At 68.1% G+C, this 22,002-nt stretch carries 26 protein-coding genes and 1 tRNA gene; 14 read left to right on the forward strand and 13 right to left on the reverse strand.

Features of this window, described 5'->3' with window-relative positions:
• Positions 1 to 7: 7 nt before the first annotated feature.
• The 11 genes from K3F48_RS09630 (at position 8) to K3F48_RS09680 (ending at position 9,864) form a co-directional block, all read left to right on the forward strand.
• Complete coding sequence (locus K3F48_RS09630; RefSeq protein WP_222575217.1) at positions 8 to 208, forward strand: DUF1192 domain-containing protein; 201 nt, start codon at positions 8 to 10, stop codon at positions 206 to 208.
• 97 nt (positions 209 to 305) lie between these two features.
• Positions 306 to 677, forward strand: a complete 372-nt coding sequence (locus K3F48_RS09635) for a copper resistance CopC family protein (RefSeq protein ID WP_222575218.1) — start codon at positions 306 to 308, stop codon at positions 675 to 677.
• A 4-nt stretch (positions 678 to 681) separates the two neighbouring features.
• Complete coding sequence (locus K3F48_RS09640; RefSeq protein WP_222575219.1) at positions 682 to 2,313, forward strand: copper resistance D family protein; 1,632 nt, start codon at positions 682 to 684, stop codon at positions 2,311 to 2,313.
• Positions 2,314 to 2,413: 100 nt separating this feature from the next.
• Positions 2,414 to 2,992 (forward strand): carbonic anhydrase, encoded by a 579-nt coding sequence (locus K3F48_RS09645; protein ID WP_222575220.1) that lies wholly within the window; start codon positions 2,414 to 2,416, stop codon positions 2,990 to 2,992.
• 266 nt (positions 2,993 to 3,258) lie between these two features.
• The gene (gene blaOXA, locus K3F48_RS09650; RefSeq protein ID WP_222575221.1) at positions 3,259 to 4,071 is read left to right on the forward strand and encodes a class D beta-lactamase; all 813 of its coding nucleotides are present in this window, start codon (positions 3,259 to 3,261) and stop codon (positions 4,069 to 4,071) included.
• Complete coding sequence (locus tag K3F48_RS09655; protein ID WP_222575222.1) at positions 4,068 to 5,519, forward strand: lipopolysaccharide biosynthesis protein; 1,452 nt, start codon at positions 4,068 to 4,070, stop codon at positions 5,517 to 5,519. Before blaOXA ends, K3F48_RS09655 begins: the two co-directional genes overlap by 4 nt.
• 56 nt (positions 5,520 to 5,575) lie before the next feature.
• Positions 5,576 to 6,280, forward strand: coding sequence for a rhomboid family intramembrane serine protease (locus K3F48_RS09660; RefSeq protein WP_222575223.1), 705 nt, complete (start codon positions 5,576 to 5,578; stop codon positions 6,278 to 6,280).
• 203 nt (positions 6,281 to 6,483) lie between these two features.
• The gene (locus K3F48_RS09665; protein WP_222575224.1) at positions 6,484 to 7,230 is read left to right on the forward strand and encodes an electron transfer flavoprotein subunit beta/FixA family protein; all 747 of its coding nucleotides are present in this window, start codon (positions 6,484 to 6,486) and stop codon (positions 7,228 to 7,230) included.
• Positions 7,231 to 7,232: 2 nt separating this feature from the next.
• Positions 7,233 to 8,177, forward strand: a complete 945-nt coding sequence (locus K3F48_RS09670) for an electron transfer flavoprotein subunit alpha/FixB family protein (protein ID WP_222575225.1) — start codon at positions 7,233 to 7,235, stop codon at positions 8,175 to 8,177.
• Positions 8,178 to 8,306: 129 nt separating this feature from the next.
• Positions 8,307 to 9,188: a 3-hydroxybutyryl-CoA dehydrogenase gene (locus tag K3F48_RS09675; protein WP_222575226.1), complete on the forward strand. Its 882-nt coding sequence runs from the start codon at positions 8,307 to 8,309 to the stop codon at positions 9,186 to 9,188.
• A 76-nt stretch (positions 9,189 to 9,264) separates the two neighbouring features.
• Positions 9,265 to 9,864, forward strand: coding sequence for a trans-aconitate 2-methyltransferase (locus K3F48_RS09680; RefSeq protein ID WP_222575227.1), 600 nt, complete (start codon positions 9,265 to 9,267; stop codon positions 9,862 to 9,864).
• A 46-nt stretch (positions 9,865 to 9,910) separates the two neighbouring features.
• On the opposite strand, the gene trmD is transcribed toward K3F48_RS09680, so the two are convergent.
• Complete coding sequence (trmD, locus tag K3F48_RS09685; protein ID WP_222575228.1) at positions 9,911 to 10,609, reverse strand: tRNA (guanosine(37)-N1)-methyltransferase TrmD; 699 nt, start codon at positions 10,607 to 10,609, stop codon at positions 9,911 to 9,913.
• A gap of 158 nt (positions 10,610 to 10,767) precedes the next feature.
• Between trmD and K3F48_RS09690 the strand changes: the two genes are divergently transcribed.
• Entirely contained in the window at positions 10,768 to 11,094 is a 327-nt protein-coding gene (locus tag K3F48_RS09690) for a DUF1905 domain-containing protein (RefSeq protein ID WP_222575229.1), read from the forward strand.
• A gap of 108 nt (positions 11,095 to 11,202) precedes the next feature.
• Entirely contained in the window at positions 11,203 to 12,156 is a 954-nt protein-coding gene (locus tag K3F48_RS09695) for an alpha/beta fold hydrolase (protein WP_222575230.1), read from the forward strand.
• Between the two features lie 56 nt (positions 12,157 to 12,212).
• On the opposite strand, the gene K3F48_RS09700 is transcribed toward K3F48_RS09695, so the two are convergent.
• From K3F48_RS09700 to K3F48_RS09750, 11 genes are all read right to left on the reverse strand, one after another.
• Complete coding sequence (locus K3F48_RS09700; RefSeq protein WP_222575231.1) at positions 12,213 to 12,668, reverse strand: hydrogenase maturation protease; 456 nt, start codon at positions 12,666 to 12,668, stop codon at positions 12,213 to 12,215.
• 109 nt (positions 12,669 to 12,777) lie between these two features.
• Complete coding sequence (locus tag K3F48_RS09705; RefSeq protein WP_222575232.1) at positions 12,778 to 14,070, reverse strand: Ni/Fe hydrogenase subunit alpha; 1,293 nt, start codon at positions 14,068 to 14,070, stop codon at positions 12,778 to 12,780.
• Positions 14,060 to 14,842: an oxidoreductase gene (locus tag K3F48_RS09710; RefSeq protein WP_222575233.1), complete on the reverse strand. Its 783-nt coding sequence runs from the start codon at positions 14,840 to 14,842 to the stop codon at positions 14,060 to 14,062. The genes K3F48_RS09705 and K3F48_RS09710 overlap by 11 nt, the downstream gene beginning before the upstream one ends.
• 1 nt (position 14,843) lies before the next feature.
• Positions 14,844 to 15,674 (reverse strand): FAD/NAD(P)-binding protein, encoded by an 831-nt coding sequence (locus tag K3F48_RS09715; RefSeq protein WP_222575234.1) that lies wholly within the window; start codon positions 15,672 to 15,674, stop codon positions 14,844 to 14,846.
• The gene (locus tag K3F48_RS09720; protein WP_222575235.1) at positions 15,658 to 16,122 is read right to left on the reverse strand and encodes a cyclic nucleotide-binding domain-containing protein; all 465 of its coding nucleotides are present in this window, start codon (positions 16,120 to 16,122) and stop codon (positions 15,658 to 15,660) included. Before K3F48_RS09720 ends, K3F48_RS09715 begins: the two co-directional genes overlap by 17 nt.
• Positions 16,119 to 17,255, reverse strand: a complete 1,137-nt coding sequence (locus tag K3F48_RS09725) for a 4Fe-4S dicluster domain-containing protein (protein ID WP_222575236.1) — start codon at positions 17,253 to 17,255, stop codon at positions 16,119 to 16,121. The genes K3F48_RS09720 and K3F48_RS09725 overlap by 4 nt, the downstream gene beginning before the upstream one ends.
• Before the next feature lie 124 nt (positions 17,256 to 17,379).
• Complete coding sequence (locus K3F48_RS09730; protein ID WP_222575237.1) at positions 17,380 to 18,489, reverse strand: 2'-deoxycytidine 5'-triphosphate deaminase; 1,110 nt, start codon at positions 18,487 to 18,489, stop codon at positions 17,380 to 17,382.
• A gap of 1 nt (position 18,490) precedes the next feature.
• Positions 18,491 to 18,781, reverse strand: coding sequence for a CCDC90 family protein (locus tag K3F48_RS09735; protein ID WP_222575238.1), 291 nt, complete (start codon positions 18,779 to 18,781; stop codon positions 18,491 to 18,493).
• Between the two features lie 143 nt (positions 18,782 to 18,924).
• Positions 18,925 to 19,191: a DUF1640 domain-containing protein gene (locus tag K3F48_RS09740; protein WP_222575239.1), complete on the reverse strand. Its 267-nt coding sequence runs from the start codon at positions 19,189 to 19,191 to the stop codon at positions 18,925 to 18,927.
• Between the two features lie 172 nt (positions 19,192 to 19,363).
• A tRNA-Pro gene (locus tag K3F48_RS09745) sits at positions 19,364 to 19,440 on the reverse strand.
• Between the two features lie 44 nt (positions 19,441 to 19,484).
• Positions 19,485 to 20,036 (reverse strand): dihydrofolate reductase, encoded by a 552-nt coding sequence (locus tag K3F48_RS09750; RefSeq protein ID WP_222575240.1) that lies wholly within the window; start codon positions 20,034 to 20,036, stop codon positions 19,485 to 19,487.
• A 119-nt stretch (positions 20,037 to 20,155) separates the two neighbouring features.
• Between K3F48_RS09750 and K3F48_RS09755 the strand changes: the two genes are divergently transcribed.
• Positions 20,156 to 21,130 (forward strand): Tim44 domain-containing protein, encoded by a 975-nt coding sequence (locus K3F48_RS09755; RefSeq protein WP_222575241.1) that lies wholly within the window; start codon positions 20,156 to 20,158, stop codon positions 21,128 to 21,130.
• 174 nt (positions 21,131 to 21,304) lie between these two features.
• Here K3F48_RS09755 and K3F48_RS09760 read toward each other — a convergent pair whose 3' ends face one another.
• A complete protein-coding gene (locus K3F48_RS09760) occupies positions 21,305 to 21,799 on the reverse strand; it encodes a hypothetical protein (protein WP_222575242.1) in 495 nt (164 codons plus the stop codon).
• Positions 21,800 to 22,002: the final 203 nt, after the last annotated feature.

Consider the following 22,002-nt stretch of genomic DNA (forward strand, 5'->3'; position numbering starts at 1 on the left):
AAAAGCAATGGACGAAGACGACCGCCCGCGCGGCCCGCAGGACAAGAGCGCTGCGTCACATCGCCTCGGCCAGCCGCTCGACACGCTCTCCCTCGCCGAGTTCGACGAGCGAATCGCGGCGCTGCGCGCGGAAATCGAGAGGCTGAGCCAAGCCCGGGCGGCCAAGGCCGCTTCGCTCGCCGCCGCCGAGGGCCTGTTCAAAAAGTGAGCGCGTGATTCCTGCCCCCCGGCGCCCGCAAAAAAGCCGAGCACAGGCCGGCTCGGCGCGCTATTGTCCGCTCAGCTGAAGCAGCGAGGAAGGGGGCATGAGGTCTTGTCGGGATATCGCCCTGGCGGTCGGGGCGATCGCATTCTGGACGCTCTTCGCGGCCCGGCCTTCGCAAGCGCATGCGATCCTCGCGGATTCGACGCCGCGCGAGGCGCAGCTCGTCACGAGCCCCGACGTGCCCATAGAGCTGCGCTTCAACTGCCGGATCGACGCCAAGCGCTCGCGCGTGCTGGTCATCGGGCCTGATCTGCGCAGCGCGGTCCTGCCTCTCGCCGAAACCGCCGCGCCCGACGCCGTGCGCGCCCATCTCGGCGATCTGCGGCAGGGCGTTTATCAGCTGCATTGGCAAGTGCTCAGCGTCGACGGCCACATCACGCGCGGCGACATCTCCTTTCGAGTCCTGCGCTGACGAGATGCAGCAGTTCATCGAGATTTACGGGTTTCTCAGCGTGCTGCTGCGCGGCGCGATCTCGGCGGCGCAATCGCTCGGGGCCGGCGGCGTCGGCTTTCTGCTGCTGATCGCGCCGGCGCTCGGCCCGCAAGGCGCGGCGATCGCCGCGAGCGTGCGAAACATCGTGTTCTGGAGCGCGCTCGCGCTCATCGGCCTCGTCGCGCTCGACGCCGCCTCCCTGTCGCTGATGCTGATCGCGACGCTCGAGCTCGATCCGCTCTCGGCGCTGACCGCCGACGCCGTGAAGGCGGACGCGCTGGCGCTGGGGCCGGCGCTCGTCCTCGCCGTCGCCAGCCGGGCGCGGGGCGGCGGCGCGGTTCTCGTCGCCGCGGCCCTGGCGCTGCTCGGCGCGCGGCTCGGAACCACCCATGCGGTCAGCCGGGTCGACAGCCCGCCATGGCTCGCCCTCGCCGAATTCGCGCATCTCGTCGGCGCCGCGCTGTGGATCGGCGGCGTTCCTTATTTTCTCCTGGCGCTCGCCCGCGCGCCGGACGGCGAGGCGCGCGCGATCGTCGGCCGTCGCTTCTCAGGCGTGTCGATGGCGGGGGCCGCCCTCGTTCTCTGCGGCGGCGTCGCCATGTCCGGCGTCTATATCGACTCGCTCGAAGCTCTCTATGGCCTCGCCTATGGCGTGATGGTCGGCGCCAAGGGCGCGCTGCTCGCCGGACTGCTGACGCTCGGCGCCTTCAATTTCTTCGCCGTCCGCCGCCTGCGCGAAGGGCGAGCCCGCCCGCTCCTGAGGCTGCGCCGCTTCGCCGAGGCGGAGATCGGCCTCGGCCTCACCGCCATCCTGGCCGCGGCCTCGCTGTCTTCCCTGCCGCCGGCTGTGGATCAGCCGCAGGGCCGCGTGAGCCTCGCCGAGATCGTCGAGCGGCTGACGCCGCAATGGCCGATCCGGCTGGAGAGCCCGGACCATTCCAGCCTTTCGGTCGCACGGCCGGCGCCGGCGGCGGCCGCGACCGATCCGCAAGCCGAAATTCCAGCCGTGGTCGCCGCCGCCGCCGCGGCCGCCCCGCGCAACGCCGAGGATATCGCCTGGTCGGAATATAATCATCACATCGCCGGCCTGTTCGTGCTGGCCATGGGCGTTCTGGCGTTGGTCGAGCATTGGCCGCGCGCGGCGCCCGCGGCGCGCCACTGGCCGCTGCTGATGCTCGGCCTCGCCGGCTTCCTGTTCCTGCGCGCCGACGAAGCGGTGTGGCCGCTCGGCGAGCTCGGCCTCATCGAGAGCCTGCGCGATCCCGAGATCGCGCAGCATCGGATTTTTCTGGCCCTCGTCGTCGCCTTCGGCCTGTTCGAATGGCGCGTGCGCACGAAAAAGGTGGCGGCGCCCTGGGCGCCGCTCGCCTTTCCGCTCATCACCGGGCTCGGCGGCGCGCTGCTGCTCGCCCATTCGCATGGGCTCGCAGATGTGAAGCAGGAGTTTTTGATCGAGATCACTCATACGCCGCTGGCGCTGGTCGGGGTCGCCTCGGCCGCGGCGCGCTGGCTGGAGATTCGCCTGCCCGATCGCGCCGGACGCATCGCCGGGCTGCTGTGGCCCGTCGGCTTCATGCTCGCCGGGCTGATGTTGCTGGTTTATCGCGAAGCATGATGAACGAAATTCATGCATCCATGAAAATTACTCATTTACCCCTCTCGAGCCCGCGCCTTAAAAAAATCCGCGCGGGCGGTCGCGCCCGAGGGAGGACAAAATGACAATTCTTCAGGAAGTCTTGGCGGCGAACGCGACTTACGTCGCCGGCTTCGGCGACAAGGGCAAGCTCGCGCTGCCGCCGGCGCGGCGCTTCGCCATTCTGACCTGCATGGACGCGCGTCTCGATCCGGCCAAATACGCCGGGCTGTCCGAGGGCGACGCCCATGTGATCCGCAACGCCGGCGGCCGCGCCTCCGACGACGCCATTCGCTCGCTGGTGATCTCGCACAAGCTGCTCGGCACGCTCGAATGGTTCGTGATCCATCACACCAATTGCGGCATGGAGCTCTTCAGCGACGAGGTGATGGCCGATCTGCTCGACGACAGCCTCGAGACCGCCGCCTTCGACGGCGCCAACTGGTCCAATCCCAAGCATGGCGGCGGCTGCTCGGGAGGCCATTTCATCAAATGGCACACGATCAAATCGCAGGAGGAGAGCGTGCTGCAGGATGTGCAGCGCATCCGCGAGCATCCGCTGGTGCCGGCCGCCATTCCGATCTATGGCTACATCTATGATGTGGCGACGGGCCGGCTGAACGAGGTCCCGAAGGCGAGCGAGGCGGGCCGCGCCGGCTGAAGCTTGCGCGATAAGGCTTTCTTGGCGATTGATCGCTAGCGTGGCTCTCGGGGCGCGCTTCCCTTCTCCCGCTCCGCGGGAGAAGGTGGCCCCGCGTAGCGGGGTCGGATGAGGGCCCCAGCCGCTGCGCCGGTCTCTGAGCCCTTCCGACCTGCCGAGAACTGCAGCGACCCTCATCCGACCCGGCTGCGCCCGCAAGCGGGAGAAGGACGCGCCCCCCGGCGACGGCGCGAGACTGCGGGCGCGGCATAGATGCGGAGAGTCTTTTGGCGCAGCTTCGTTCGGCCTCGATCGGCGGCCTGTTCTTGGTTCTCGCGGCGCCTGCGAGCGCCGAGACCGTGTGTCGCATCGTCGTCGAGGCCGATTCCGGCGCGGTTCTCGCGAAGGAAGGCGCCGGCTGCGAGCGGCGCAACAGCCCCGCGTCCACATTCAAGATCCCGCTCGCCCTCATCGGCTATGAGGCTGGCCTGCTCGTCGACGCGCATGCGCCCGCGCTGCCCTACAAGGAGGGATACGCCGCTTGGCGGGAGAGCTGGAAGACGACGATCGATCCGACCGGCTGGCTGCGCGAATCGGTCGTCTGGTATTCGCAGGAGCTGACCAAGAGTCTCGGAGCCGCCCGCTTCCGCGAGGCGGTCGATCGCCTCGATTACGGCAACCGCGACGTTTCCGGCGATCCCGGCCGCGCCAATGGCCTCACCCGCGCCTGGATCAGCTCCTCTCTGGCGATCTCGCCCGCCGAGCAGATCGCATTTCTGCGCGGGCTGCTCGCCTACCGCCTGCCGTTTTCGCAACGGGCTATCGATCAGACGGTCGCGATCATGCCGAGCTTCCCGCTGGCGGACGGCTGGATCGCACGCGGCAAGACGGGAACGGGAACACCCACGGGAGCGCGCGCCGATCGGCAATTCGGCTGGTTCGTCGGCTGGGCGGACAAGGCCGGCGACAAAATCGTCTTCGCCGAGCTCATCGAGGAAGAAGCGAAGACCGACGAGCCGGCAGGTCTGCGCGCGCGGGCCGATGCGCTCGCCGTTTTGCCGCGCCTGCTCTCGGCGAGGGCGCCCGGAGCCGCAAGGTGAAGGTTCTCGCCGCCTTCCTCGCCAACACCGTCGCCAATTTCCTGATCGGCCTTCTGGTCGCGAAATTTCTCGGCCCCGAGGAATATGGCCGCTTCGCGCTCGCCTTCGCCATCGGCGTCATCGTTCAGACGGCGCTGTTCGACTGGATGCGCCTCTCCGCCACTCGCTTCTATTCGACCCGCGTGCGCGAGGCGGAGCCCGCCATACGCTCGACGCTCGATTTTTCCTTCCTCGCGGTCGCGGCGGCGCTCACGCTGCTCGGCGGCGTCTTCCTCCTCGTCGCGCCGACCGTCTCGCTCGGCGACGCGCTGATCGCCTTGGCGCTGGCGACGGCGGCGATCAACGGCCTCTTCGATTATTCGACCGCTCTCCTGCGCGCCCGCTTCGAGGACCGGCACTATGGCCGCGTGGTGCTGACGAAGAACATCCTCGCCCTGCTGCTCACGGGTGGCGGCGCCTTCGTCTTTCATTCCGCAGGCATGGCGCTCGCGGGGAGCCTCGCGAGCATTTTCGGCGCCGTGCTGACCGCACGCGCCTCCCTCGCCGATCCGGGCGCCTCGCCGCGCGGCGCGCGGCTCGACACGGCCCATATGCTCATCGCCTATAGCGCGCCGATCGTCGCGGCGAACATGCTCTATCAATCCGTGCCGCTCGCGATCCGCGCGATGGCGTCGAGCTATTACGGCTTCGCGGAGACGGGTCAGTTCTCGCTCGCCTACGACCTCGGCATCCGCGCCATTTATGCGCTCGGCTCGGCGCTCGACGTGCTGCTGTTCCAGATCGCGGTCGCGGCGCATGAGCGGCACGGGTCGGAGAAGGCCAAGGAGCAGATCGCCCGCAATATGACGATCGTCGCCGCCTTCCTGCTGCCGGCCTGCGCCGGCGTCTGGCTCACCATGCCCTCGATCGAGGAGCTGATCGTGCCCGCGCAGTTCCGCGGGCCCTTCGGCCATTATCTCGATCTGCTGCTGCCCGGCCTCTTCGCCATGGGACTGATCCAATTCGCCGTCAATCCAGTGTTCCAGATCGAGAAGAAGACCGCGCCGCTGATCGGCGCCGCCTCGCTGGCCGTGGTCTCGGGACTGGCCTTCGCGCTGGCGCTGCCGCGCGGCGCCGACGCTTCCAGCCTCGCTCTCGCCCAATGCGGCGCCTATATCGTCGCCCTCGGCGCGCTGATCGCCTTCGCCGCGCGCGCCGCGCCGCAATGGCCGCGCCTGCGCGACCTGCTCGCCGCGCTCGCCGCCACCGGAGCGATGATTCTGGCCGTGCGGCCCCTTGCCACGCTCGCCCCCGGCGCGACGACGCTGCTGATGCAGATCGGCGTCGGCGCTGTCGTCTATGGCGGCGCGACGCTGCTCCTCGACACCGCGGGCCTGCGCGGCCTCGCCGTGGGGGTCGCGCGCCCGCTCCTCTCCCGCGTCTTGGCCAGAGCTCGGACCGCGCTATAAACTGTCGGGCGGCAAGGATCGGAACCGGGCGGCGACCGGGCGAGGAGAAAAATTCGATGGTGCTGCCGCTTCATGACGACGCGCCGCTGAAATATGTGCGGCGGCCGATCGTCAACTGGTCGCTGATCGCGGTCAATATCGCCGTCTTCGTCGCCGTGTTCAGCGAATTTCTGGGCGACCCGCTGACGGTGATTCGCGGCTTCGGCCTCATTCCGGCGGTGCTGTTCGGCCATGCCGAGCTCGCCCGCTGGATCGTGACGCCGGGCGCCGACTGGACAGTGCTGACCAGCCTCTTCTTTCATTCGGGGCTCGGCCACCTCGCCGCCAATATGATCTTTCTCTATGTCTTCGGCGACAATGTCGAGGACGCGATGGGCTCCGTCCGCTACCTCGCCTTTTACCTGCTCTGCGGCGTCACGGCGGGGCTGCTGTTCGCCTTCGGCGCGCCGCTGACCATTCATCCGTTGGTCGGGGCCTCCGGCGCGATCTCGGGCGTCTGCGCCGCCTTCATCCTGCTCTATCCGCGCTCGACCATTTTCGGCCTCGTCGCCGGAATCATTCCGATCCATGCGCCGGCCTCGCTGTTCGTCGGCGCCTGGATCGTCTTCCAATTGTTCAATGCTCTCACCGACGAGCAGGGGCACGTCGGCTGGTGGGCGCATGTCGGCGGCATTGTCGCCGGGCTCGCGCTGACGCCCTTGTTCAAGCGCCGGGATGTGCGCTGGTTCGGCCCGATCCCGTTCCGAGGGCCGTGGGGGTGAGGCGATTGGCTAGAATGGCGAGGTCCCGGGGCGGTTCCGGGGTTTGACAGTGGCGCCCGCCGAGGTTACCAGAGCATTATCCGAGCGTTCCGCGCGCGCTCCGCGCCACGGAGCGACGTTCCTTCGTTGCTGGCGCGGCGCTCGAAGGGCGGCTCGATTTTCGAACATTCGAGACGAACGTCAATCTCGCCGGGAGTTGCGCGATGAAGGTTCTCGTGCCCGTCAAACGGGTAGTCGACTATAACGTCAAGATCAGGGTGAAGGCAGACGGGACCGGCGTCGACGTCGCCAATGTGAAATTCTCGATGAATCCCTTCGACGAGATCGCCGTCGAGGAGGCGCTGCGCCTGAAAGAAGCCGGCAAGGCGACCGAAGTGGTTCTCGTCTCCATCGGCCCGGCCAAGGCCGACGACACGATCCGCGCCGGCCTCGCCATGGGCGCCGACCGCGCCATCCATGTGAAGACCGACGAGACCGTCGAGCCGCTCGCCGTCGCCAAGATCATCGCCAAGATCGCCGGCGAGGAGCAGCCCGGGCTGATCATCCTCGGCAAGCAGGCGATCGACGACGACAGCAATCAGACTGGCCAGATGCTTTCGGCTCTGCTCGGCTGGGGCCAGGGCACTTTCGCCTCCAAGGTGGAGATCGCCGATGGCTCCGTCGATGTGACGCGCGAGGTCGATGGCGGCCTGCAGACCGTCAGCTTGAGGCTGCCGGCGGTGGTGACGACCGACCTGCGCCTCAACGAGCCGCGCTACGCCAGCCTGCCGAACATCATCAAGGCGAAGAAGAAAGAGGTCGCCGCCAAGACGCCCGCCGATTACGGCGTCGATATCTCGCCGCGCCTCGAGGTGCTGAAGACCGCCGAGCCGCCGGCGCGCAAGGCCGGAGTCAAGGTGGGCTCGGTTCCCGAGCTGCTGGACAAGCTCAAGACTGCGGGAGTTCTTTAGAGATGACGGTTCTACTCGTCGCGGAAACGCAGGGCTCCGCGCTCGCCCCCGCCACCGCCAAGGCTCTGACCGCCGCGCTGCAGATCGGCGGCGGCGTGCATGTTCTCGTCGCCGGCGCGGGCGTCGGCCCGGCCGCCGAGGCTGCGGCAAAACTCTCGGGCGTCGACAAGGTTTTGGTCGCGGACGATGCGCTCTACGGCCATCAGCTCGCCGAGCCGCTGGCGGCGCTGATCGTCGGCCTCGCCGGCGCCTATGACGCGATCCTCGCGCCTTCGACCTCCTCGTCGAAGAATGTGCTGCCGCGCGTCGCCGCTCTGCTCGACGTCGCGCAGCTCTCCGACATCATCAAGGTGATCGCGCCCGATACGTTCGAGCGGCCGATCTACGCCGGCAACGCCATCCAGACCGTGCGGTCGAAGGACGCCAAGAAGGTGATCACCGTGCGCACGGCCGCCTTCGCCGCGACCGGCGAGGGCGGCGCGGCTTCGATCGAAGCGATCGGCGCCGGCTCGGACCCCGCGCTGTCGAGCTTCAAGAGCGAGGCGCTGGCGAAATCCGAGCGGCCGGAGCTGACCGCCGCCAAGACCATCGTCTCGGGCGGGCGCGGGCTCGCCAGCGCCGAGAACTTCAAGGACTATATCGAGCCGGTGGCGAACCGGCTCGGCGCGGCGATCGGGGCCTCGCGCGCGGCGGTCGACGCCGGCTATGCGCCCAATGATCTGCAGGTCGGCCAGACCGGCAAGGTGGTGGCGCCGGACCTCTATGTCGCCGTCGGCATTTCGGGCGCGATCCAGCATCTCGCCGGAATGAAGGATTCGAAGGTGATCGTCGCGATCAACAAGGACGAGGAGGCGCCGATCTTCCAGGTCGCAGACTTCGGCCTCGTCGCCGATCTCTTTCCGGCGCTGAAGGAGCTCGACGCCGAGCTGGCGAAAGCCGGACGGTGAGACGTTCGCCCGGCGCGTCGGCGCCGGGCGAAATCCGCCGGTTTTCAGACCGGCCGTTACCGCGCTATACTGATGAGAGAAGCGGCTCCGCTGCGTGAGCGAGCGCATTCTGGCTGTGGTGTTCCAAAAATGGCCTCGGAAATTCGCAAGGTCGGCATCATCGGCGCCGGGCAGATGGGCAGAGGCATCGCCCAGGTCTGCGCCCTCGCCGGATTCGATGTGGCGCTCAACGATCTGTCGGAGCAGCGCATCGTCGCCGGCATCGACGATATTTCGGCGCATCTCTCCCGCGCGGTCGAAAAGGGCGCGCTCGTCGAGGGCGACCGTGACGCCGCCATGGCGCGCATCCGTCCGGCGAAGGATTTCGCCGCCTTCTCCGACAGCGACATCGTGATCGAGGCTGCGACCGAGAATGAGGAGGTCAAGCGCGACATCCTCGCCGCGCTCGGCCCCACCCTGCGCCCCGGCGCGATGATCGGCACCAACACCTCCTCGATCTCGATCACCCGCCTCGCCGCGGTGACCGGCAGGCCGGAGCAGTTCATCGGGATTCATTTCATGAATCCCGTGCCCAAGATGCAGCTGGTCGAGATCATCCGCGGCATCGCCACCGAGGACAAGACCTTCGAGGCCGCCAAGGGATTCGTCTGCGAGCTCGGCAAGACGGTGACGGTGTCGGAGGATTTCCCCGCCTTCATCGTCAATCGCATCCTGCTGCCGATGATCAACGAGGCGATCTACACGCTCTATGAGGGCGTCGGCTCGGTGGAGGCGATCGACACGGCGATGCGGCTCGGCGCCAATCATCCGATGGGCCCGCTCCAGCTCGCCGATTTCATCGGCCTCGACGTCTGCCTCTCGGTGATGCAGGTGCTGCACGAGGGGCTCGCGGATTCGAAATATCGCCCCTGTCCGCTGCTCGTAAAATATGTCGAGGCAGGCTGGCTCGGCCGCAAGACTCAGCGCGGCTTCTATGATTATCGCAGCGGCACGCCGGTGCCGACTCGGTGACGGATGAGAGGCGGGCCGTCAGGCTCGCATCGCGTCGGCAGGTAGCGCTTCAGTTTGAATTTCGGCTTTCGATCCGATGGATGCGGCGAAAAACATTATCGGCCTCTATCGACGACACGCGCTCGCCTGGACGAAAGCGCGGGGCGCGAGACTCGTCGAGGGCGCGTGGCTCGATCGGTTTTGCAGCCTCCTGCCGACCGCGCCGTCCGTGGTCGATATAGGGTGCGGGGCCGGCGAACCCATGGCGCGGCACCTCATCGAGCGTGGGGTCGAGGTCACGGGCGTGGACAGTTCCCCGGAAATGGCGGCTCTATTCACGCATAATTTTCCCGGTCATGTCGTGCAGGTCGCCGACATGCGGACTCTGCGCCTTGGTCGCCGTTTCGACGGTCTGCTCGCGTGGAACAGCTTCTTCCACCTTTCTCACGCCGATCAGCGCGGCGTTTTTCCCGTGTTCCGCGAGCACTCCGCCCCACGCGCCGTCCTGATGTTCACGAGCGGTCCTTCGCACGGCGAGGCCATCGGCAGCCTCGAAGGCGAACCGCTCTATCACGCGAGCCTCGATGGCCCCGAGTATCGTGCGCTGCTCGATGCGAATGGCTTCGATGTCGTGGCGCATGTGACGGAAGACCCGAATTGCGGCGGCCACACCATCTGGTTGGCGCAGCTGCGCTAAGCCTGCTTTCCACCCCAAACCGAAATTCAAACTGAAGCACGACCAGTCAGCCCCGTTTCTTGTCGTCCGGCGGCTGCAAATCCGGCCGCCGCTCACGCGTCAGTTCGAGCGCCTGTCCGCGCCGCCATTCGGCGATCTTGGCGTGGTCGCCGGAGAGCAGAATGTCCGGAATGGCGCGCCCCTCGAATTCGCGCGGGCGCGTATATTGCGGATATTCCAGGAGGCCCGCTTCAAAACTCTCCTCGACGCCCGACGCCGCCTCGCCCATGATGCCGGGCAGCAGGCGCACACAGGCGTCGATTAGCGCCATGGCCGCGATCTCACCGCCCGAGAGCACATAATCGCCGATCGAGACTTCCTCGAGCGCGCGCGCCGCAATGATGCGCTCGTCGACGCCCTCGAAGCGCCCGCAGAGGATCACGACGCCCTCGCCTTCCACGAGGCGCCGAACCCGCGCCTGCGTCAAAGGCGCGCCGCGCGGGCTCATCAGCAGGCGCGGACGCGCGTCGCCCGGCGGCGCGGCGGCGTCGACCGCGGCGGCGAGAACGTCGGCGCGCATGACCATGCCGGGGCCGCCGCCGGCCGGCGTATCGTCGACAGCGCGATGGCGCCCGAGCCCATGTTCGCGAATATTGCGCGCCTCGAGCGCCCAGGCGCCGCGCGCGAGCCCCTCGCCGGCGAGGGACAGCCCGAGCGGTCCGGGGAACATTTCGGGGAACAGAGTGAGGATGGTCGCGCGCCACATGCGGCGGCTTATGGCACGGGGGCGCGGAGCGGGAAAGGCGGCGCGTCCGTCGTGTCGCTGACGGTCGAGCCGCGGCTCCGCGACCGCCTCGGCGATTGCAAAGCCCGCGCCCTCTCGCCGATAATGCGCGCAAAGAGCATGAACGGTGGAAATTGCGAATGTCACATTGCCTGCAGATCCTCGTGAGAGGAAAAATCTGGAAATATCCCGGCAAGGGCGGCTGGTGTTTCGTTTCGCTCGGCGATGGCGATTCGAAATCGCTGAAGGACGAAAAGCGCATCGGCCGCACCGCCTATGGCTTTGTGCCGGTGACCGCGACGCTCGGCTCCAGCGTCTGGAAAACGACGTTGTTCCCCTCGAAGGATGGGCCCTACCTCCTCGCGATCAAAGGCGAGGTGAGAGCAAAAGCGCAAGTCGGGGTCGGCGACGAGGTCGAGGTGAGCTGCGTCATCGCTCTCCAGCGAGAGCTGGACACGTTCCCCTGAGCGGCGGCGATTTCGATTTGGCCGCTCGCCTCGCCATGCGATAAAGCGGCATCGTGAGAATCGGCGCGGCCGCCGGCGTCTGCGGGCGGCTGGTCGCAGGAGAGGCTCATGGAGCTCGTCGCAACGCCGAATAATCCGGTTCCGCCGCGCGGCTCGGCCTCCGCCGTGCGCACCGCGGACGGGCGCGTCTTGCGCGTCGCGACCTTCGCGACCGAAGGCGAGGCGCGCGGAACCGTCGCGCTGTTTCCGGGCCGGGCCGAGTTCATCGAGAAATATTTCGAGACGATCGGCGAATTGCTCGCGCGCGGCTATCACGTCGCGGCGATGGACTGGCGCGGCCAGGGCGGCTCCGAGCGCGACCTCGCCGATCCGCGCAAGGGCCACATCGACGATTTCGCGCTCTATCAGCGCGATCTCGACGCATTCATCGGCGAGACGCTGACGCTGTCCTGCCCGCGTCCCTGGCATGCGCTCGCCCATTCCATGGGCGCGGCGATACTGCTGGACCGCGCCCATTCGGCGCGCTCGCCATTCGAGCGCCTCGCGCTGATCGCGCCGATGATCGACATCGAGGGCCTGCGCTTTCCCAAGGGCGCGCGCGCGCTCGCCGACACGCTCGACATGTTCGGCCTCGGCGCCATGTATGTGCCGGGCGGCAACGGCCGATCGCTGATCGAGCTGCCGTTCGAAGGCAATCGGCTGACCTCCGACCACGCGCGCTTCGCGCGCAACGCCGAGCCGCTGGCCGTCGCGCCCAATCTCGCCGTCGGCGATCCGACAGTCGGCTGGATCAACGCGGCCTTCCGACTGATGAAGCAATTTTCCGCGCCCGAATATGCGCGCGCCATTCGCGCGCCGGCGCTGATCTTCTCCTGCGGGCGCGACCGCATCGTCTCCTCGCGCGCCATCGAACGCTTCGCGCGGCGCCTGCCGGTCGGCAATCTCGTCGCGATCCCCGGCGCGCGCCACGAATTGCTGATGGAGCGAGACGAATTGCGCGAGCAATTCTGGGCCGCGTTCGACGCATTCGTTCCGGGCGAAGCGGCGCCGGCGGAGACGTGAGCGAGTTGCGAGCCTCTTAGGCTCGCGGTCCAAAGCGCGCATCCTGGACCGCGAGCCTAAGAGGCTCGCAATTCAGCGAGCGCCAGCCGAGCCGCCTCGATCGCGCCCGCCTCCGCCGCGCGCGACAGCGGCGCGCCCTGCGTGAAGCTCTCGCCCTCGATCGCATAGACGACGCAGACGCGCGGCAGGCCGCCCAGCGCGCGCGCGAGCTCGATCGCCGTCGCGAGACCGAGGCCATGGCTCGAAGCGCCGAACTCGTTCTGCGGCAGCGGCGCGCGCGCGACGTCGAAGCGCCGCACGGCGCCGGGCGCAGCGCCCGAGGCACAGGCGTCGATGAAGATCGCCAGCTCGGCGCCATCCATCGCCTCGAGCAGCGCCGTCGCCTCGCCGTCGCGCCCGATAATCTCGACATCCGGCGGCGACGCCGCGCGCAACAGCGCCGCAGCGCGGCGGCCGGCGCCGTCGTCGCCGCGAAGTGGATTGCCGACGCCGATGACGACGCGCCGGTTCATCGCGTGGCGCGCGCTTCGTAAAGCGAGCCTGAAGGCTCGCGGTTCGAGCGCTCCCTGGACCGCGAGCCTTCAAGCTCGCTTCCCGCTTCAAATCGAATGAGGCGCGCCATCAGCCGCGATCCAGATCGAGCCGCAGGAAATGCGTCGAGCACGAGATGCAAGGATCGTAATTGCGCACCGTCTGCTCGCAGCGATGACGCAGCTCCTCCTCCGGGAGATCGAGAAAACGCCCGACGAGGCTCTTCAGATCGTCCTCGATCATGCCCTGGTTCTGCGAGGTCGGCGGCGTGATGACGGCCTCGGCGATCGATCCGTCCGCGTCGAGACGATAGCGATGATGCAGCATGCCGCGCGGCGCCTCGGTCGCCGCCGCGCCCTCGCCGGCGCGCGGCTCGATGGCGACGGCGCAATGCTCGGGCTCCTCGTAACGCGCAATGAGGCGCAGCGCCTCGTCGAGCGCATAGAGCGTCTCGACCGAGCGCACGATGATGCTCTTGTATGGATTGGCGCAGACGGGGCCGAGGCCCGCTTCTCGCGCGGCCTCCCGCGCGAGCGGCGACAGTGACTCGAAATTCAGCGCATAGCGCGCGAGCGGGCCGACGAGATAGGGCGCGCCCTCATGACGCATCCGCGCATGAAGAGCCGTCGAGCGCTGAACGTGAAACTCCTCGAAATGAGCCTGGAACTGCGAAGCGTCGATGTCGAGTCCGCGGCTCGAGACGATGCGACCGCGTGTGAACGGATATTCGCCGGGATGACGCAGCGACACGAAAATGTAATCGCGCTCGCAATCGGGAAAGTCGAGGCCGCCGACAAAGCGCACGACCTCCCGCGCCGCATCGCGCGCGCGCTCGAGCCCGTCGACGAGCGTCGCGAGCTCACGCTTGCGCGGCGTGCGATAAAAGCCGCCGACGCGCACATTGATCGGATGAATCTCGCGGCCGCCGATCAGGGTCATGATCGCATTGCCGAGCTTCTTGATCGCGAGGCCGCGCCGCACGATGTCGCCATGGTCGCGCGCCATCTCGACGCCGCCGGCATAGCCGAGAAAATCCGGCGCATGCAGCATATGCACATGCAGCATGTGGCTCTCGATCCATTCGCCGCAATAGAGCAGCCGGCGCAAATCGGCGAGCGGCCCCGTGACTTCGACGCCGAGCGCCGCCTCCATCGCATGGACCGCGCTCATCTGATAGGCGACCGGGCAGATGCCGCAGATGCGCGCGGTGATGTCGGGCGCCTCGGCGAAACCGCGCCCGCGCAGCAGCGCCTCGAAGAAGCGCGGCGGCTCGAATATGTTCAGCGCCGCGCTCTTCACCTCGCCGTCGCGGACGACGATCTCGAGCCCGCCCTCCCCTTCGACACGGGCGAGCGCGCCGACCTTTATGGTCCTATTTCCCATGGCGTTGGCTTTCCGTGCGGAAGGGCTCGGCATTGGCGTTGAACGTGCGATAGACGCGCTGCAAATCGCGCTCGTCCATGCCGAGCCGCGCCAGCCATCCGCTCAGCGAAGGCGCGTTCGGCGTCTCCATCGGACCGAAGCAGCCATAGCAGCCGCGATCATAAGAGGGACAGAGCGCGCCGCAGCCGTCATGGGTGACGGGGCCGAGGCAGGGCGTTCCATGCGCGACCATCACGCAGACATTGCCCTTCAGCTTGCATTGCAGGCACACGCTATGGGCCGGCGTCACGGGCTTGCGGCCGATGAGAAAAGCCGAGATGACCTCGATCAGCCGGCCCTTGTCGATCGGACAGCCGCGCAATTCGAAATCGACCTTCACATGATCGGCGATCGGCGTCGAGGTCGCGAGCGTATGGATATAATCGGGGCGCGCATAGACGATCGACGCATATTCCTTCACATCGGCGAAATTGCGCAGCGCCTGCACGCCGCCCGACGTCGCGCAGGCGCCGATGGTGACGAGGCTGCGCGAGCGGCGACGCACATCCTGTATGCGTTCCGCGTCATGCGGCGTCGTGATCGAGCCTTCAACGAGCGAGAGATCGTATGTCCCGCGAATGGGCGCGCGCGTCGCCTCGAGAAAATAGGCGATGTCGAGCTCCTGCGCGATGCCGAGCAGCTCGTCCTCGCAGTCGAGAAGCGTCAGCTGGCAGCCATCGCAGGAGGCGAACTTCCACACCGCGAGCCGCGGCCTCGGCGTCTGCGCGCTCATCTTACAATTCCTTCGTCGCCAGCAGCCCGCGCAATCGCGCATAGCTGAACACCGGCCCGTCGCGGCAGATGAACACCGGCCCGAACTGGCAATGGCCGCACCAGCCGATCGCGCATTTCATATTGCGCTCCATGGAGAGATAGATGCGCTCCGGCGCCACGCCTCTGTCGCCGAGCGCGTCGGCGACGAAGCGCATCATGATCTCGGGCCCGCAGAGCATGGCGAGCGCGTTGCGGGCGTCGAAGGCTGCGCGCGCGACGAGCCCCGTCACCACGCCGACATTGCCGCGCCACTCGCCGCGCGCATGATCGACCGTCGCCTCGACTTCGGCGTCGAGCCGTCCGCGCCATTGCTCGAGCTCGTCGCGATAGAGAATATCCTGCGGGCTGCGCGCGCCATAGAGCAGAATGACGCGGCCATAGTTTTCGCGCTCGGCGAACAGGCGATAGAGCGCTGGGCGCAGCGGCGCGAGGCCGAGTCCGCCGGCGACCACGATGACGTCGCGGCCGCGCGCCTCCTGCATCGGCCAGCCGCGGCCGAACGGCCCGCGCAGCCCGATCGGCGCGCCGACATGCAAATCGACGAGCGCGCGCGACACGGCGCCGACGGCGCGAATCGTGTGAACGAGCCGCGAGGGATCGGCCGGATCGCCGCTGACGCTGATCGCCGCCTCGCCGACGCCGAAGACGGTGAGCATGTCGAATTGACCGGGCGCGAAGGAAAAATCGCCGGCGTCGATCTCCAGCGTCGCCACATCGGCGATCTCACGCCGCGTCTTGCGCACGCGCGCGACGCGCGGAATCATCGGATCATAATCAGCCATGGGCGCCATAGACATCGATCATCTGCAGCCGCGCCGCCTGCAATCGCTCGACCAGCGGCGGCATGAATCGCTTCATCATCTCATAGCCGAAGCGCGGATCGGCCTCGCTCTTGCGGCGCAGGCACGCCGCGTCGATCGCTATGGCGCGCACGCTCTCCAGCGCGCGCGCGTCATAGCTCCAGCGATAGGGCGGCACGAGCCAGGAGAGGCCGCAGACCTCGCCCTGCGCCAGCGTCTGCAATGTCACGGCGCCGCGCGCCGGATCGCGCAGCTCGAGCGCGGCGCGGCCATCGCGCAAAAGATAGAACCAGTCGGCGCTCTCGCCTTCCCGGAACAGATATGTCCCCGCGTCGAAGCGCATATTCTTCGCGCAGCCGCAGACGAGCGCGACGAAGGGCGCGTCCAATCCGGCGAAGAAAGCGTGTTGCGCGACGATATGTTCGAGACCTTCGATCACCTCTCGCCTCCTTTCGCCTCGCTCTCGGCGATGGCGCGCGCCTCCTCGGTGATGTCGATGGCGACCGGACACCAGACGATGCAGCGCCCGCAGCCGACACAGCCCGTCGTGCCGAACTGATCATGCCAGGTCGAGAGCTTATGCGTCATCCATTGACGATAGCGCGACTTCGCGCTGCTGCGCACGCTGCCGCCGTGAATATAAGAAAAATCCAGTGTGAAGCAGGAATCCCAGCGCCGCGCGCGCGCGCTCTCGCGCCCTTCGAGATCGCTCGTATCCTCGACCGAGGTGCAGAAGCAGGTGGGACAAACCATCGTGCAATTGGTGCAGGCGAGGCAGCGCGTCGCGACCTCGTCCCAGCGCGGATGCTCGAGATTGCGCGCGAGCAGCGCCGCGACATCCGGCTGCATTTCGCGACCCATAGTCGCCGCCGTATGCTCGACGACGGCCTGCGCCGCGGCGATCTCGCTCGCGCTCGCGCCGCGATGCGGCAGGGCGCCCAGCAGCCCCCCGCCCGCCTCGGTTCCGATCTCGACGAGAAATTCATGGCGCCCGTCGCCGATCAGCTCCGTCAGAGCGAGATCATAGCCGAATGTCGCCTTCGGCCCCGTGTTCATCGACGCGCAGAAGCAGGCGCCGCCGGCGACGCCGCAATTCAGCGCGACGACGAACACACCCTCGCGCCGCGCGCGATAATGGGGATCGACATGCTCGCCGCCGATCAGCACGCGGTCCTGAATGGCGATGGCGTGCAGCTCGCATGAGCGCGCGCCGATGAAGGCGTATTTCTCGCTCGTCTCTGGATCCGTCTCGACGCGCATGTCGTCGCCCTCGCGCCGGGCGCGCCACAGGCGCAGCACCGGCGGATGCAGAAAGCGCTTCCAGGATTGCGGACCGACGGCGTAGCCGAACAGCGCGTCGTCGCCGCGCGGCGTCACGCGATAATGGCCGCCGTCCTGCTCGTCGCCACAGCCGCGCGGCAGGTCGGCGACGCCGTCGATCTCGTCATAGACGATCGCCCCGTCGCGCAAGGTCGGCCCGAGCAGCGAAAAGCCGCGCGCACGCAATGCGTCGAGCAGCGCCTGCAGACCCGTCTCGTCGATGATCGCGGCAGCGCTCGCGCCTTCGCCCATGCCCGCCTCCGAAGCCCGCCGGACATATATCGCCCGCTGTGGCCGGGGCCTCTCATCTCATCGGATTATTGCCGTTTTCCGACGCCGGTCGCCGCGGCCCGTCGTCGCGGCCCGTCGTCGCGACTCATGGCGCCTTGAAATGCTTGGAGAGCTTCAGATCCTGGCCCTGGTAATTGGAGACGCCGGCCTCGCCGTAGAGACGCTTCGGCTCGGCCGCCATCGGCTCGTAGACGAGACGGCCGATCACCTGCCCGTCCTCGAGAATGAAGGGCACGTCATGGCTGCGCACCTCGAGCACGGCGCGGCTGCCGGGCCGCCCCTGCGCCGCGCAGCCGAAGCCGGGGTCGAAGAAGCCGGCGTAATGCACGCGGAACTCGCCCATCGCCGGATCGATCGCCATCATCTCCGCCGAGAGATGCGCGGGAATGCGCAGCCGCTCGCGCGAGGCGAGGATGTAGAACTCGTCCGGATCGAGAATGAGCTTGCGATTGGCGCGGATCGGCAGCCGCTCCCAATAGTCCTCGATCGCGCAATGATCGACGAGATCGACGTCGACGACATCGGCGTGCTTTTGCGCGCGATAGCCGACGACGCCGCCGGCGAGGCCGTCGAGCGCGACGCGCAGGATCACGCCTTCGCGCAAGGTGAGGTCGCCGTCGACGAGCGGCGCGCGGCCGTGCTCGGCGGCGAGAGCGGCGTCGGAGAGCAGGAGATCGCGCGGGTCGCCGCGGCGAAAGCGCATCTGATCGAGCCGCGAGCCCTCGCGCACGCGCACGCTGAAGCTGCGCGGCGAGACTTCCGCATAGAGGCGGCCGCGATAGCCGGCGACGACATGGTCGAAGATTTCGGTGTCGTCGGTGATGAGGCGGGTGAAGATGTCGAGCCGGCCGGTCGAGCTCTTGGGATTGGCGACGGCGGAGACGTCCTGCGGCAACGCGAGGCTCTCCTGCAGCGGGATCACATAGACGCAGCCGCGCTCGAGCACGGCTCCGCGGCCGTCGAGCGCGATCTCGTCATAGGCGAGCTCGGCCAGCAGCGCCTCGACGCCGCGGCCCTTGCCGGGCAGAAAGCTGGCGCGCACGCGATGGGCCTTGGGGCCGAGGCGCAGATCGAGGCTCGCCGGCTGGCGCTGGCCGGGTTCGATCGGCCGCGCCGAGAGAATAGCGCCGGCGGCGCTCAGCTCGGCGATCTGCTCGCAGGAGAGGACGCCGAAAGGAGGCTTCGCAATTGCCATCTCAGGGATGGCCGGCGGGGAGCCGACGGCTCGCGGCGAGGATGACGCCGACGGCGGCGACGATCAGCCCGCCGAGCTTGACCGTCATGCGCAGCTCGACCTCGCGAAGTTCCGCCCGTACGGTCGCGATATCGGCCTTCAGCTTGGCCTTCGTCGCTGCAAGGTCGGCTTTGGTGACCAGTTCCTGGCTCGTCGCCTCGGCGAAAGCTTCGGCAGTCGCCTTCGCCTGAGAGACCCCGGCGGCTTCGAGCTTCTCGACAAATTTCAATGTGTCGAAGGCGACGGCTGTCACGGCTTTCCTCTCTTGGCGCGCCCGCAATATGGCGCGGCTCCGCTTCCGCGTCCAGACGGCCCACGCCGCTCATTGCCCTGTCGTCGCCAGAGCATTCCGAAAGGCCCAGCCGCGCCTTCGGCGGCTCGAAGGTCACGGGCGGGTCAATGACCAGCCGGCAGGTAACGGATCGCGGCGAGGATGACGGCGACGACCATGACCGAGCCGAACCAGATTTTGAGATCGCGCTTCACGAGTTCGATATCGGCCTTCAATTCGGCCTTCATCGCGGCAAGGTCGGACTTCGTCGCGAGTTCCTGGCTCGTAGCGTCGGCGAATGCTTCGGCGGCCGCCGTCGCCTGAGCCTGCGTGAATCCGCCGGCCTCGAGCTTGCGGGCGAATTTCGGAGTGTCGAACGCGACCGCGCCCATTACGTGTCCTTTCCCGAGCGCTTTGAAATATGGCCCCGCTACGCCTTCGCGTCCAGCTTCTCGGCGGCAGGGCGATCAAGCCCGTTCGGCGAGCGGGACGAACAGGCCGCTCACGCGGCGAGGTCATAGCGGCCATCGCTGGCGCGGAAAGCAAGGGGGAACATAATGGAAATGGTCGGAGTGAGAGGATTCGAACCTCCGACCCCCTCGTCCCGAACGAGGTGCGCTACCAGGCTGCGCTACACTCCGACAGGCGGACCGTTTCGGCCGCCGCTGGTGACGGGCTTATAGCTTCACGCTTCCTCGCCTGCAACAGCTCTTTGCGCCTTTCCGCCGCGCGTCCGCTCGAGGCGCACGAAGGCGAAGTCCGCCTCGTCCCCGGCGGCGCGGGTAGGCGCAATGCGCTCGGTCTCGCGCCAGTCGCGCGGGTCGAGAGCCGGAAACACCGCGTCGCCGTCGACCGTCAGCGCCACCTCGGTCAGATGGATCACATCGGCCAGGGGCAGGAAGGCCGCGAAGATCTCCGCTCCGCCGATGATCGCCGCCTCGTCGACGCCCATCGCCGCCGCCAGCGATTCGGCGCAGCCCAGCGCCTCCTCCTCGGTCCGCGCCAGATGGACGCCGGCCGGCCGGAAGGAGGGGTCGCGCGAGAGCGCCACCGTCTCGCGCCCGGGCAGGATGCGGCCGATCGAATCGAAGGTGCGGCGGCCCATCAGCACAGGCTTGCCCAAGGTCAGCTCGCGGAAGCGCTTCAGATCGCTCGGCAGGCGCCAGGGCGTGCGCCCCTTCGCTCCGATCACGCCATTACGCGCCGCCGCGACCACGAATGTCAGTGTCGGCCTCAAGATTCCGCTATCCTTCCGTGCGATTTCTCACGGCCCGGCTCTTTGCCCGGCCGGCCCTGCGTTCTTATATAAGCGGCGCCCGAGCGATTCTGCGCGGGGCGACACGTTCGAGGAAAGATATGTCGTTGCGGTCATCGCACTCCAAATCCCTGTCGGCGCTCGCTCTGGCCGCGCTGCTGGCGCTCGCGCCTGCGGTCGGCGAGGCCAAGATGGGCGGCGGCATGAGCTCGGGAAGCCGCGGCTCGCGCAGCTTCTCGCCGCCGCCGGCCACCAATACCGCGCCCCGCCCCGCCGCGCCCCTGCAGCGCTCGATGGAGGCGCCGCCTGCGGCGACGCAGGGCCCGAGCCGTCCGGCCTTCAACCCGGCGCCGGCGTCGGGCATGGGCTCGTTCGGACGCGGACTGCTCGGCGGCCTCGCCGGCGGGCTGCTCGGCGCCGGCCTGTTCGGCATGCTGTCGGGCCATGGCCTGTTCGGCGGGCTCGGCGGCTTCGCGTCGATGCTCGGTCTGCTGCTGCAGCTGGCGCTGATCTTCTTTCTCGCGCGTCTCGCCTTCCAATGGTTCGCCGGACGCCGGCTCGCCGGCGCCCTTGGCGGGGCGGGCGGCGCCGGCCCGCAGCCGGCGGGCTTCGGCTTCATGGGCGTTGCGGGCGGCGGCTCCGCCGCGCCGCCGCGCAGCGCGCCGATCTCGCTGAGCCAGGCCGATTTTCCCGCCTTCGAGCGCCTGCTCGCCGAAACTCAGGAGGCCTATAGCCGGGAGGATGTGGCGCGGCTCGACGAGCTGGCGACGCCGGAAATGGCCTCCTATTTCGCCGAGGACCTCAAGTCCAATGCGCGCGAAGGGGTGGTGAACCGGATTTCTGGCGTCAAGCTGCTGCAAGGCGATCTCGCCGAGGCCTGGCGCGAGGGCGGCGACGACTATGCGACCGTCGCCATGCGCTTCGCGCTCGTCGACCAATTCGTCGACCGCGCCACCGGCAAGGCAGTGAGAGGCGATGCGACGCCGACGCAGTCGACCGAGGTCTGGACCTTCCGCCGGCCGGCGGGACGCGGACCGGAGTCGTGGAAGCTCTCCGCCATTCAGCAGGCCGCCTGACCAGACCGCCAATTCGACACGTCGAGCGCCCCTCCCCAAAGGGGCGCTTTTCTTTTGCGCTCGACACGCGGGCGTTACGCCGCTCTGCCGGCGCTGGGCCAGGACCCGCGCCGCAGCTCATCCGCATCTCTGGCGTGGAGCCCGGCGGATAGCCGGGCTCCGAGACCGCCGCGTTCAGCGGCTCGGCTGCGCGCCCTGCGGCGCCGCGCCGCGCGGGGATCGGATGGACCGCTCCTGCGCGGACGGGTTTCCCTGTCGCTCGCGCATCTCGTTCGATCGGCCGCTGCGGGGCTGATAGACCGAGCGGCCGGCCTTCACGCCTCGCTCCTGATAAATCTCCCGGCCTCGCGGCGGCGCGTGAATAATGCGGCCCCCTTTGGTCGTATAGACGGAGCGCCCGCCTCTCATCACGCAGCGCCAGTCGCCGCCTCTCTCGTGAATGAGGCGGCCGCCTTTCGATTGGCAGCGCGTCTCCATGCCGCGCGGCGCATAGGCCGAGCGGCCGGACTTCGACGGATGATAGGAGCGTCCGCTGCTCTCGTAGCTTGTCGCGGCGGCATATTTCTCCTCTTTGGACGGAGAGCTCGGCGACGCTGCGCTGGCCTGGCCGGCAAGAGAGAGCCAACCGAGCGCAGCCGCGCCGATCGTCAGTGTCTTCATGAGGTTCATCTGCACACTCCGGATCGCGAGCTCCACGAGAGAGCCCGCGGCGCCCCCCAGGGCGTTCAAACGTGCGGGCGCCGCTCGGGTTCCTCCGGCGCGAGGCGACGCTCGCCCGGCACGGCGCCGCCCGAGCGGGCCGCGACGGCGCGATTGCAAGTGGAGGCGACGCTACCTATAGTCCGCGCCAATTCCGGCCGGAACGCGAAGGA

The organism is Methylosinus sp. Sm6 (assembly GCF_019802345.1).
Classification (GTDB): Bacteria; Pseudomonadota; Alphaproteobacteria; order Rhizobiales; family Beijerinckiaceae; genus Methylosinus.